The sequence below is a fragment of the Nitrospirota bacterium genome (genome assembly GCA_016214385.1).
GTDB lineage: Bacteria > Nitrospirota > Thermodesulfovibrionia > UBA6902 > JACROP01 > JACROP01.
Genome location: JACROP010000168.1, coordinates 1 through 12,502 on the forward strand (window position 1 = coordinate 1; position 12,502 = coordinate 12,502).

Below are 12,502 nucleotides of genomic sequence, written 5' to 3' on the forward strand. Positions count from 1 at the left end.
CAAGCGGGTTGCCTGAAAGCGTTCCTGCCTGATATACAGGACCCTCTGGAGCAACCATTTTCATTATTTCTTTTCTGCCTCCGTATGCTCCGACAGGCAAGCCTCCGCCGATTACTTTGCCGAGGCAGGTCATATCAGGTTTTATTCCGTATGCTTTCTGCGCCCCGCCGTAGGAAACCCTGAAGCCTGTCATAACTTCATCGAATATAAGCACAATACCATGTTTAGCTGTTAGTTTTCTTATGCCCTCAAGAAAGCCTTCTCCTGGAAGCACACACCCTATATTGCCCACGACTGGTTCAAGAATTACGCACGCAATCTTATCAGCTCGGTTGCAAGTCGTACCGACTTCTTTCTCTAAAACTCTCTTAAATGCCTTCAGGTCATTAAAAGGTAGCGTAATGGTATTTTTTGCATAGTCTTTTGGAACGCCAGGGCTGTCAGGCACGCCAAATGTCGTTGCCCCTGAGCCTGCCTTAACAAGGAGGCCATCTGCATGGCCATGATAACAGCCTTCAAATTTAATAACCTTATCACGACCTGTATAACCCCTGGCAACCCTTATGGCACTCATGGCCGCCTCGGTCCCTGAGTTGACCATCCTGACTTTATCCATGGAGGGATATGCTTTAAGAATCATACCCGCAAGCTCAATTTCAAGAGATGTAGGTGCTCCATAACTTGTCCCATTCAGGACAGCCTTCTGAAGGGCTTTAACAACCTTAGGGTAGGCATGGCCGAGAATCATCGGCCCCCATGAAAGGACGTAATCAATGTATTCGTTTCCATCGACATCGTAAATCTTTGAGCCCTTTGCTGACTTTATAAAAATAGGGCTGCCGCCGACTGCCTTGAATGCCCTTACAGGGCTGTTCACCCCGCCAGGGATAAAGGCCATGGCTTTCTTATACAGCTCATTGGATTTCTTCCAGTTCAAGCCAAAGCTCCGATTTCTTCCTGTAGCTCTAAATAATTTAATTTTCATCCTCCTGTGTGCCGACTTTTCGGCATGTATGTTTCATAAGCATAAGGATTACGGATATAAAATATAAAAATAGAGCTAAAATTTTAACTCTAAAATTTAACATTATTGAATTTATCTTGTCAAAAACTTTAGCAAACGGTATCTTTTAATATTAATTGAAAAATCTTGTGGGTTCAATTTTCGGGGTCTGTGATTTTCTTAATGCATGATTTGGGTTAATATTTACGTAAATTCTGGAGGGAACAATGAGAGCAATCATATTTGACAAATTCGGAGGCCCTGAAGTCTTAAAATTTGTTGATGTGCCTGTGCCAGAACTCAGGGCAGGTGATGTCCTGATAAAGGTAAAGGCAACGTCTGTGAATCACCTCGACCTGTGGATAAGAAATGGCCTGACAGCTTATGGCACAACCCTGCCTCATATACCAGGCTGCGATATAGCCGGGATTGTAGAGGATACAGGAGAGGGTGTCAGCACTGTAAAGACAGGAGAGAAGGTCTTTGTAGACCCCGGGATGCGGTGCTTTAAGTGTGACTTCTGCCTGGATGGAAACGATAACCTGTGTGTAAAGTTCGGTATTATAGGGGCAACCACTGATGGCGGCTATGCTGAATATGTGCGTGTCCCTGAAGTCAATGTAATCCGCATGCCGGAGAATCTTTCTTTTGAAGAGGCTGCGGCCTTCCCGCTCGTCTATCTAACAGCCTGGCATATGCTTATCGGAAGGGGAAAACTACAGCCTGGCGAAGACGCACTTATAATTGCAGCAGGCAGTGGTATCGGCTCTGCTGCAATACAGATTGCAAAACTCGCAGGAGCAAAGGTTATAGCAACTGCAGGCGGAGAGGAAAAGACAGAGAAACTTAAAAGCCTGGCACCCGATTACATCATAGACCATTCAAAAGAAGACATTTATGAAAAAGCAATGGCGATAACAGATGGCAGAGGCGTTGACCTCGTATTTGAACATGTTGGCCCGGCAACTTTTTCTAAAAGCCTGCGGTCGCTGAAGAAAAACGGAAGGATGGTTATCTGCGGTGCAACAACAGGCGCTGAAGTAAACCTCGATTTGAGGTATGTGTTCTCAAGGCAGTTAAACATCCACGGTTCAATCATGGGGAGGAGGTCAGAACTTTTAAAGATTACCGGGTTGATGGCCGGAAAAAAGTTGAAACCAGTTATAGACTCTGTTTATACCCTGGAAAATGCAGTGAGGGCGCATGAAAAGATGGAAAGCAGGGCACATTTTGGTAAAATAGTCATAACTGTTGATTGAAAAACAGTTTATCAGTCCTCAGTCAGCAGTCAATAGTTAAAATCTTTGGATCGAAGATGCTTATGGCAAATAATTAATGTCCGATAAACCTTGTAAAGGCATTGATAATACATATTTTCATTAGCAATATTTAATGAGCCATTTCATGTCATTCCTGTGAAAACAGGAATCCAGTTCCTTTGAATAGTTCCCCCGATTAAATCGGGGGACGGCGTCTGGATTCCCGCCTGCGCGGGAATGACGACAAAAGAAAAATTCTCAAACTTTTAGCGGACAATAGTGATGGCAAAAATTCCACTTAAAGACATAAAATACGTCCTTCTCGACATGGACGGCACACTGCTCGATAAGTATTTTGATGATTATTTCTGGGAGCACCTCGTGCCTGAAAAGTATGCTGAGAAAAATAATATCACCTTCGGGAAGGCAAAGGAAATGCTCCTTAAGAAGTATAAAATTCATGAAGGCACTCTAAATTGGACTGATATTGATTTCTGGTCAAGGGAGCTTGACATAGATATTCCAGCCCTTAAAGAGCAGATTAAGCACCTGATTGATGTCCATCCGCATGTAGAGGATTTTTTAAGGATGCTTAGAAGGCATAAAAAGAAGGTCTTTCTTGTCACAAATGCACATTATAAAGTCCTCGACATAAAGCTTAAAAAGATAGAGATAGGCAAGTATTTCGATAAAACAATCACATCTTTTGAAATAGGCTATCCCAAAGAGATGATTGAATTCTGGGAAAAGGCAGAAAGGCGTTTGGGCTTTGATAAAGAAAAAACCCTGCTAATAGATGACACTGAAGATGTTTTAAGGACAGCAAAAAAGTACGGGATAAAATATATCCTGCTAAAGACAGTAGCAAACTCCAGAGTTGAGCCTAAAAAATCAAAAGAGTTTTTAACCATCTCAAATTTCAGGGAGCTAATAAATGAAAGCATCTGAGCTCTTAATAAAATGCCTTGAGGCCGAGGGAGTGACACATATATTCGGCCTTCCTGGCGAGGAGAATATCGATTTTCTCGACGCACTGAAAGACTCATCGATTACCTTTATCTCTACGAGACACGAGCAGGGCGCAGCCTTTATGGCCAATGCATGGGGGAGGTTAAAAGGAAAGCCCGGCGTCTGCCTTTCCACGCTTGGCCCTGGCGCAACAAATCTGATGACAGGTATTGCCGATGCCTTTCTCGACCATTCCCCTGTTGTCGCAATTACCGGTCAGGTAGACCTGTCAAAGTTTCATAAGGAGTCCCACCAGTATGTGGATATTATTTCAGCCTTCAGGCCAATAACAAAGTGGAATCACAGGATAGAGAAGGCCATGATAATACCAGAGATTGTAAGAAAGGCCTTCAGGCTCTCTGCAATTGAAAAACCAGGGCCAACTCACATAGAGCTTCCAGAGGATGTTGCCGTTGAAGAAATCATTGCTGCACCCCTGCCTGTTCAGGATATAAATTACCCGGAGCCTGAGCCTCATCTGATAAAAAAGGCTGTAGAGGTTTTGCGCAATGCCAGAAATCCAATAGTCCTTGCTGGAAATGGCGTCATCAGAGGCAGGGCTTCAGCGGCTCTCAGGAATTTTATTGAAAAGCTTGAAATCTGTGGCACTACATCTTTTATGGGAATGGGCTCTCTGCCGGCAGACAGCCCCCGCTTTCTCTCTACTGTCGGACTTCAGCTCAGAGATTATGTCTCCTGCGGCTTTGACAGGGCAGACCTTGTTATTGCTGTTGGCTATGACCCGGTTGAATTCAGCCCTAAATACTGGAACCCGGAGATGAGTAAAGAGATTCTTCACATAGATTTTACTCCTGCAGAAGTAGATGCCCATTATAAGGCCATTGAACTTGTGGGAGATATCAGCACTACACTTAATCTGATCATGGAGTCTTCGGACTTTAAAAAAGACTCTTCTTATTACCTTAACCTGAAAGGAATAACAGAATCGCTGCTGGACGGCCCACTCGATGGCTTTCCACTTAAGCCATTGAGAATTGTGAAGGAGCTCAGAACGGTACTTGGAAGGGATGATATCTTAATAAGCGATGTGGGCGCGCACAAGATATGGATTGCGAGGTTTTATCCTGCCTATGAACCAAATACCGTGATTATCACCAATGGTTTCTCCTCGATGGGCTTTGCCCTTCCAGTAGCAATTTCAGCAAAAATGCTTTGCCCTGATAAAAAGGTAGTCGCTGCCATGGGAGACGGAGGTTTCATGATGAGCCTCGGAGAGCTTGAGACAGCCATCAGACTTGGCCTGCCAGTAGTATATCTTATATTTAACGATGACGGCTACGGCCTTATCTCATGGAAGCAAAAGCTGAAATTTGGAAGGGACTTTGGTGCCAGTTTTGGCAATCCTGATTTTAAAGCCCTCGCAGAGTCTTTCGGGGCAAAAGGTTACAGGGTTGAAGCAGACGATGAGCTTGCGCCTATCCTACAGGATGCCTTTTTACAGAAAGTGCCTTCAATAATTGACTGCCCTGTGGATTATTCAGAAAACTTCAGGCTCACCGAGGCCCTCGGGAGAATAATCTGCCCGACCTAATAATAAACTCTGTGTTATTTATTCATCATATCAAGGAAATCCTTGTTGCCCTTTGTCCCTGCAAGTTTTCCGAGGAGAAATTCCATGCTCTCAACAACACCGAGCGGCGATAGCACTTTGCGGAGAATCCACATCCTGTTAAGGATGTCCTTATCAACGAGCAGCTCTTCTTTCCTTGTTCCAGAGGCATTAATATTAATGCTCGGAAATATCCGCTTGTCCACGAGCTTTCGGTCAAGGTGAAGCTCCATATTTCCTGTCCCTTTAAATTCTTCAAAGATAACATCATCCATCCTGCTGCCCGTGTCAACAAGAGCTGTGGCAAGAATGGTCAGGCTTCCACCGTCTTCTATATTCCTTGCAGTTCCAAAAAACCTCTTTGGTTTTTGAAGGGCATTTGAATCAAGACCTCCTGAGAGAACCTTCCCACTTGTCGGGATGACTGCATTGTACGCCCTGGCAAGCCTTGTAATCGAATCGAGAAGGATTGCTACATCCCTTCCTGTCTCAACAACTCTCTTTGCCCTTTCAATAACCATCTCAGACACCTGGCAGTGCCTCTGGGGGGGCTCGTCAAAGGTTGAGCTTATAATCTCTGCTGTGCTCACCTGCCTCTTCCAGTCGGTTACCTCTTCGGGCCTTTCATCTATAAGGAGGATTATAAGGTGAATCTCAGGATGGTTTTTCTTTATTGCCTTGGCAATGGACTGAAGGAGCATGGTTTTTCCAGTCCTTGGCGCTGCAACGACCATCCCCCTCTGGCCTTTGCCGAGGGGTGTTATAAGCTCCATAACCCTTGTGGAATAGTCATCCTTATCATACTCAAGCTGTATCCTCTCAGTTGGATAATAAGGAACGAGGTTATCAAATAGAGGTCTTTCGATATTCTCATCAGGGGACTCATGGTTTATAGCCTCCACTTTAAGGAGGGCAAAATATCTCTCACTTTCTTTTGGCGGCCTTATCTGGCCAGTTACAAGGTGGCCTGTTTTCAGGTTAAATCTCCTTATCTGGGACGGCGAGACATATATATCATCAGGCCCTGGCAGATAGCTGTAATCCGGAGAGCGGAGAAAACCAAAGCCATCAGGAAGGATTTCAAGGACTCCCTCGCCGAAGATCAAACCTGTCTTTTCAATCTGTGCCTGCAGTATAGCGAATATGAGGTCCTGTTTCCTCATACCCCGTGCGCCTTCTACGCTCAATTCCTTTGCGACTCGGCTAAGCTCATCGATAGTTTTCTCTTTAAGTTCTGAGATGTTCATTGATTCACTCCTCATATTACGATTACCTTCTTCCCATGCGGGGGAGATTTTGAGTTTGTTTGATATTAATGAGAGGTGTTTATTTTACCTTCCAAGGGTCTTCACTCTGGAGAATTCAAATACAACATACTAAATATAAAAACTTTTGTCAATACCCTGTACTCGTTCAATACATATGAGACAAATAAAGGAGCTTATATCATAATTTAATGCCTTTTCTGTCATGCTGGCTTGTCCAGCATCCTTCTTGAACAAAACCTGATTAAACCACGAAGGACACGAAGAACACGAAGTGAAAAAGGAAGGCATAAAGAGATTTGTCTTGAGGCTTGTTTAATTGGACAGTATATGTATGATATATAGGAGGGTGAAATGCAGATAGATGCAAGAGGGCTGCCATGTCCCAAGCCAGTTTCTTTAGCACAGGATGCCCTATCAGAAATAAATGAGGGGATTGTCGAGGTGCTTGTCGATAATGAGGCATCTGTTAAAAATATCATCCGCTTTGCAAAGAAAGAAGGAATGGCTGTTGAGGCTTTGAAAGAGGATAAGCACTGGAGGGTTAAGATAATAAAAGGTCCTATGTGCAAAGTCGAGGGCCAGTCTATGACCTATGAGGAGTCAGATATCAAAAAGAAAGAAAAAGATATTTTCCTTGTCATAGGGACTGATACCCTGGGGAAAGATGAGGCCCTTGGAAAAATCTTGATGAATGGCTTTTTAGAAACAATAAAAACAACAAAGGAATTACCCCATACTATATTTTTCATAAACGCAGGAGTGAAGCTTACAACTCTCGATGATGGCGCAGTATCATTGCTCAAAGAAATCGAGCAAATAGGCGTTATTATCTACTCTTGTGGAACATGTCTCAGGCATTACGGGCTTGAAGATAAATTAAAAGTCGGCATGGTTGGAGGTATGTATCTCATCGTTGAGGGTATGAAGGATTTCAAAAAAGTGGTGTGGATTTAGAAATGAATCTTTCTCTGCTTGACTGGTCTATAATTATAGCTTACCTGATTTTATCCCTCATAATCGGTGTCTATTTCACAAAGAGGGCATCATCCAGCATGAGTGAATTCTTTCTCTCAGGAAGGAACCTCCCCTGGTGGCTTGCTGGCACCTCTATGGTTGCAACAACCTTCTCGTCAGATACGCCGCTTTATGTTACAGGCCTTGTCAGAGAGCATGGGATTTATGAGAACTGGCAGTGGTGGTGCTTTATATTCTCAGGCATGCTCAGTGTCTTTTTCTTTGCGAGGCTCTGGCGGAGGCTTGGTGTATTGACAGATGTGGAGCTAATCAATCTTCGCTACTCAGGCAAATCAGCGTCCATCCTCCGTGGTTTTAAGGCTATATATTTCTCTATTGCGATACACACAATTATAAAGGCACAGGTAATCTTAGCAATGGCCAAGATAATGGATGTGAGCCTCGGATGGGGAAAGTGGGAGAGCATCCTTATAGCGAGCGGTATTACAGTTGTATATTCCATGCTTTCAGGCTACTGGGGTGTTGTTACAACGGATTTCTTCCAGTTCATCATCGCCATGGTCGGTGCGGTCATCTTAGCAGCGGTATCGGTGAGCAAGGCTGGAGGAATCTCAGAGATAAAACTTCATCTTGACCAGAATACCCTGAGCTTCTTCCCACCCCTCGATGAGGGTTTTTTCGGAATGGCATTTATGACATTCTTAGGTTATGTGGGTTTGAGTTGGTGGTCGAAGTATTCATCGGATGGCGGAGGTGTGATTGTCCAGAGAATGGCCTCCTGCAAAGACGAAAGGCACAGCCTTCTTGCAACCCTTTATTTTAATGTCGCAAACTATGGTCTTCGGACATGGCCATGGATACTCGCAGCCCTCGCATCCATCGTGCTTTACCCGGCAACAAGAGACCACGAGGCTGTCTATCCGCAGATGATGGTAGATTTGCTTCCCTCAGGACTGAGAGGACTCATGCTCGCCTCTTTCTTTGCAGCCTTTATGTCCACCCTGAGCACATACCTGAATTTATCTTCAGCCTATTTTGTGAATGATTTTTACAGGCCCTTTGTCAGAAAAGATGCCACAGAAAGACATTATATAAATGTATCCCGCCTGGCAACCCTTGTTCTATCCATTATCACAGCCATCGTCACATACTATACAACATCCATTATTGGTGTCTTTAAGTTCCTCATAGCCTTTGGCTCGGGCACCGGGCTGGTATATATCGTGAGATGGTTCTGGTGGAGGGTGAATGCATGGAGCGAGATTTCGGCAATGACAGCATCCACAGCCATGACTATAATTGCCTATACACATCCATCTTTCAGCCCATCACCATATTATGCAAAACTCTTTCTGATAATAAGCACCTCCACAATAGTGTGGATATTAGTAACCCTTCTTACAAAGCCAACTGAGAAGTCAAAGCTTATAGAATTTTACAAAAAGACAAAGCCAGGGGGAACAGGATGGGGGCCAATACAGAGGTTAATGGATGACCCGCCAGAAAGCAATACATTAAAGAATTCAATCATGGCATGGATTTACGGCTGCCTCTTTGTCACCGGTCTGACCATCGGGATTGGGAAGCTCATCCTCGGCTATTCTCTTTCAGGCTATATCTGGCTCTCTCTATCATTGCTGAGTGGCTGGTTTATTTATAAGGGATTGACCCCGCCAGCGGCGGGGAGAATGCTTGAATAAAGATTTTTTGAAAATAATCCAACTTTTTTTGAAAATAATCCATCTCCCCTGCCAATAACTGCATTAATTAGCGTGGTATCATTTGGGTATGGATGACTTTGAACAACCTCCCTTACCTTTATTATATATTTTTTGCATTCTGTTCTCTGTTCTCTGCTTTCTGCTTCCATCCCATGCTGCTGAACCCATAAAAATCGGCCTCACCCTCGGACTCACAGGAAAATACTCCGAGATGTCGGATGTACAGATGAAAGGGTTCAGGCTCTGGGAGAAAGATGTAAACAGCAAAGGTGGAATTCTCGGAAGAAAGGTTGAGCTTATACTCTACGATGACAAGAGTGACCCTCAAACAGCAAAATCCCTTTACGAGCACCTGATACTGAAAGACAAGGTTGACCTTGTCTTTGGCCCTTACTCATCCGAGATAACAGAGGCGATACTGCCGGTTACAGAAAAATATGGCCATCCTGTGCTTGTATCAGGCGCATCTGCAGACAGGCTGTGGCAGAAGGGTTATAAATATGTCTTTGGCATTTATACACCTGCAAGCAAATATACGGTTGGTTTTCTTGAATTATTGGTGATTAATGGACTGAATGATATTGCCATTGTTTATGCCGATGATTCATTCTCAAAGGACATTGCCAATGGCACAAAGAAGTGGGCAGAGAGGTTCAGGCTTAATGTCCTTTTATTTGAGAAGTTCAAAAAAGGAACAATGAATCTCGATGAGATTGCAAAAAGGGCAAAGGCATCCGGGGCAAAAGTTCTCATTGTCTGCGGACATTTTGATGAGGCTGTGAACATGCGGCTGTCCCTCAAAAGGATCGGCTGGTATCCGAAGGCATATTTTGCCTCTGTTGGGCCTGCAATGCGGACATTTTATGATAAATTAACATCCGATGCAAGCCATACCTTTTCCTCATCCCAGTGGGAGTATCAGCCTGGTTGCGCAGATTTTACAATCTGTAACTTATTTTATGAGGCATACATAGAGACCTATAAAGAGATGCCTTCTTATCATGCAGCAACAGCATATGCTGCGGGTGAAGTAATAGAGACTGCAATAAAGAAGGCAAGAAGCCTCGAAAGAGACAGGATAAGAGATATTTTATCTGCTATGGATACAATATCCATTATTGGCAGATATGGCGTTGACAGGACAGGGATGCAGATAAAGCATTTTAATCTCATCATTCAGTGGCAGAACGGTAAAAAGGAAGTCGTCTGGCCCGAGGAGTTCAGGACAGCAAAGCCAGTATTTAGATGAAGATAATAAACAGCCTCCCATTCAGGATCATCACACCTGTAATCTTAATAGTTCTGCTAATTGGACTCGGACTCTATTTGTTTGTCCTAAGGTCGGTCTCGGGATTTGCGGATATACATATAAAAGACAATTTTTTAAATATGTCACATGATGTATACAATATCTGTGATAGGAGTCTAAGCGAGCTTCTGCGGACAGGACTTGCAGGCGATGAAAAGGCTGTAAGGATTAAAAAAGGTTTGGCCATAGGGGAAATAGAGAACTTTCTGAGGCAGAATAACATAGAAGGCTATATCATAGAGAATGGCAAGGAAGTGCTATACACCGGCGATTTGCCGCCACAATTTTTGGAGATGATGGAAAAAAATCTGGAGGAAAATGTAGTTTCGTCTATAGAATATGCGGGGGGGAAATATTATACATATCACATACACTTTGAGCCGTGGAAATGGCATATAATCCTTACAAAGGATGCATCTGCCTATTCTCAACTGGTGCAAAAGGTAAATGTCGCATATGGTGCAACCGCATTTATACTGTTAATAAACGCCCTTCTGGTTCTTTTTTACCTGCACAGGTCTATCAGAATGCCTATTGACAGAATAATAACCTCTCTGAAAAAGGGTGAGAAGCCTGGATATAAAGGCATATATGAGTTCGAATTCCTGAGTAATAATGTCAGTCAGATAATGATGTCTTTGCAGGAAGAGATAAAAATGCTCAACAATATCTACCACATAGCAGCATCAAGGCGGGGTGAGGAATTCTTTGATGAGGTTACAATGGCTATTGGAAGGCTGTTTGACCTGAATTCTTTCATAGCAAGAATAAACCCTGATGGAGAGACAGCGTACGTGGTATCCCTGCATCTAAATGGAGAGATAAAAAAGGGTATAAACATTTTTCTTAAAGACACGCCTTGTGAGGACATTACATCCAGGAAGCATATGTGCGTTATTGAAAGGAATGCGTATAAGCAGTTTCCAGAAGTAGAGTTTTTAACAAGCATAAAGGCGGATTCATACATAGGCTTTGCTGTGTTTGACAGGAAAGGCGATGTGGTGGGGATGGTGAATGCCTTTGGTAAACAGAGGGAATTTACAGAGCCAGACATAAAGGTCTTCCAGACTGTAGGCCAGATGGTGGCAACAGAGTTTGAGATGCTGGAAAAGGAGAAGGAAGAAAAACGTATGAGGGAGCAGCTCTTTCAGGCACAAAAGATGGAGGCCATTGGGAGTCTGGCTGGAGGCATTGCCCATGACTTCAACAATATGCTTCAGGGAATCCTCGGCTATGCATCACTCCTTAAGATGAAGCTCTCAGAGGACGACCCTATCTATAGACCCCTCGATGTGATAGAGCATTCTGCAGAAAGAGCAGCAGAGCTGACCAAACAGCTTCTTGGTTTTGCGAGGAAGGGAAAGTATATTGTAGAGCCTCTGAATCTTAATGATGTTGTGGATGATGTGCTAAAGCTTATAACAAGGACATTCGACAGGACAATAGAGATAAAGACAACCATCGATAGCGGGCTATGGGCAATAGAAGGAGACAGAAGCCAGATTGAAAATGTAATCCTGAATCTGTGCCTCAATGCAAGGGACGCAATGCCTGCTGGAGGCATCCTCCATATTAAGACCTCCAATATAGAGATAATGGAAGAGACAAAGCCATTTGCATGGATGAAGGAAGGAAAATATGCGGTTATAAAGGTCAACGATACAGGCAGGGGAATGGATGAAGAAGTTAAGAAGCAAATCTTTGAACCGTTCTTTACCACAAAGGAGAAAGGCAAAGGAACAGGGATGGGTCTTGCCATGGTGTATGGAGTTGTAAAAAGCCATGATGGTTTTATAACCGTTGATAGCGAACTCGGCAAAGGCTCAACATTTACCATATACCTGCCTGCAGTAGAAAAAGAGGTCAAAGTACAAGCAGGGGGAGCAGAGGTAAGAAGGCTTCCCTGTGGAGAGGGGACAATACTTGTTGTTGATGACGAGAAGGCTGTAAGAAACCTTGCGAGGGAAACTCTGAATGAGCTTGGTTATTATGTCCTCGAGGCATCTGATGGCAAAGAGGCAATTGAGATTTATGAAGATAAGAAAAGCAAGATAGATCTTGTCATACTGGATTTGATTATGCCAGAGATGGGCGGCAAAGAGACATTTGAAAAACTAAAGAAGATAGCCCCTGATGTAAAAGTCCTTGTGTCATCAGGATATGGTATAGATTCCAACGCAAGGAATATGCTTGATGATGGGGCAAAGGGCTTTATCCAGAAGCCATATAATATCAATGAACTTGCAGAAATGATTAAAAAAATAGTATGCCCTCATTTGTTTATTTAAAGCAAGGAGGTTACGGAGATGTTTGTTCGACAAATTCAAAAGGCATGGGTAGTAGTGATGGGTCTGGTTTTTGTACTGGCTGGGATAACGTTGGCAGCAGA

General features: G+C 43.6%; 10 protein-coding genes. 7 read left to right on the top strand and 3 right to left on the bottom strand.

The window, feature by feature from the left end; translation table 11 throughout:
* The coding region (locus HZC12_10270; GenBank protein MBI5027088.1) for a glutamate-1-semialdehyde 2,1-aminomutase at positions 1-937 on the bottom strand (937 nt) is incomplete at its 3' end.
* A 293-nt stretch (positions 938-1,230) separates the two neighbouring features.
* On the opposite strand from HZC12_10270, the gene HZC12_10275 reads away from it, so the two are divergent.
* From HZC12_10275 to HZC12_10285, 3 genes are all read left to right on the top strand, one after another.
* Complete coding sequence (locus tag HZC12_10275) at positions 1,231-2,262, top strand: zinc-binding dehydrogenase (protein MBI5027089.1); 1,032 nt, start codon at positions 1,231-1,233, stop codon at positions 2,260-2,262.
* Between the two features lie 282 nt (positions 2,263-2,544).
* A complete protein-coding gene (locus HZC12_10280) occupies positions 2,545-3,210 on the top strand; it encodes an HAD-IA family hydrolase (protein MBI5027090.1) in 666 nt (221 codons plus the stop codon).
* Entirely contained in the window at positions 3,197-4,822 is a 1,626-nt protein-coding gene (locus HZC12_10285; GenBank protein MBI5027091.1) for an acetolactate synthase large subunit, read from the top strand. Before HZC12_10280 ends, HZC12_10285 begins: the two co-directional genes overlap by 14 nt.
* A 14-nt stretch (positions 4,823-4,836) precedes the next feature.
* On the opposite strand, the gene rho is transcribed toward HZC12_10285, so the two are convergent.
* Positions 4,837-6,102, bottom strand: coding sequence for a transcription termination factor Rho (gene rho, locus HZC12_10290; protein ID MBI5027092.1), 1,266 nt, complete (start codon positions 6,100-6,102; stop codon positions 4,837-4,839).
* Positions 6,103-6,459: 357 nt separating this feature from the next.
* Here rho and yedF point away from each other — a divergent pair, with 357 nt between their 5' ends.
* Positions 6,460-7,062: a sulfurtransferase-like selenium metabolism protein YedF gene (gene yedF, locus HZC12_10295; protein MBI5027093.1), complete on the top strand. Its 603-nt coding sequence runs from the start codon at positions 6,460-6,462 to the stop codon at positions 7,060-7,062.
* Positions 7,053-8,783, top strand: coding sequence for a Na+:solute symporter (locus HZC12_10300; GenBank protein MBI5027094.1), 1,731 nt, complete (start codon positions 7,053-7,055; stop codon positions 8,781-8,783). Before yedF ends, HZC12_10300 begins: the two co-directional genes overlap by 10 nt.
* On the opposite strand, the gene HZC12_10305 is transcribed toward HZC12_10300, so the two are convergent.
* A complete protein-coding gene (locus tag HZC12_10305; protein ID MBI5027095.1) occupies positions 8,738-8,953 on the bottom strand; it encodes a hypothetical protein in 216 nt (71 codons plus the stop codon). The genes HZC12_10300 and HZC12_10305 overlap by 46 nt on opposite strands.
* On the opposite strand from HZC12_10305, the gene HZC12_10310 reads away from it, so the two are divergent.
* Positions 8,872-10,053, top strand: a complete 1,182-nt coding sequence (locus HZC12_10310; protein ID MBI5027096.1) for an amino acid ABC transporter substrate-binding protein — start codon at positions 8,872-8,874, stop codon at positions 10,051-10,053. The genes HZC12_10305 and HZC12_10310 overlap by 82 nt on opposite strands.
* A complete protein-coding gene (locus HZC12_10315) occupies positions 10,050-12,401 on the top strand; it encodes a response regulator (GenBank protein ID MBI5027097.1) in 2,352 nt (783 codons plus the stop codon). Before HZC12_10310 ends, HZC12_10315 begins: the two co-directional genes overlap by 4 nt.
* Positions 12,402-12,502 lie beyond the last annotated feature (101 nt).

Coding starts and splice junctions, on each gene's coding strand:
- HZC12_10285 (MBI5027091.1), top strand. CDS start 3,197: ATGAAAGCATCTGAGCTCTTAATAAAATGCCTTGAGGCCGAGGGAGTG.
- HZC12_10310 (MBI5027096.1), top strand. CDS start 8,872: ATGGATGACTTTGAACAACCTCCCTTACCTTTATTATATATTTTTTGC.
- HZC12_10305 (MBI5027095.1), bottom strand. CDS start 8,953: ATGGAAGCAGAAAGCAGAGAACAGAGAACAGAATGCAAAAAATATATA.
- rho (MBI5027092.1), bottom strand. CDS start 6,102: ATGAGGAGTGAATCAATGAACATCTCAGAACTTAAAGAGAAAACTATC.
- HZC12_10275 (MBI5027089.1), top strand. CDS start 1,231: ATGAGAGCAATCATATTTGACAAATTCGGAGGCCCTGAAGTCTTAAAA.
- HZC12_10280 (MBI5027090.1), top strand. CDS start 2,545: ATGGCAAAAATTCCACTTAAAGACATAAAATACGTCCTTCTCGACATG.
- yedF (MBI5027093.1), top strand. CDS start 6,460: ATGCAGATAGATGCAAGAGGGCTGCCATGTCCCAAGCCAGTTTCTTTA.
- HZC12_10315 (MBI5027097.1), top strand. CDS start 10,050: ATGAAGATAATAAACAGCCTCCCATTCAGGATCATCACACCTGTAATC.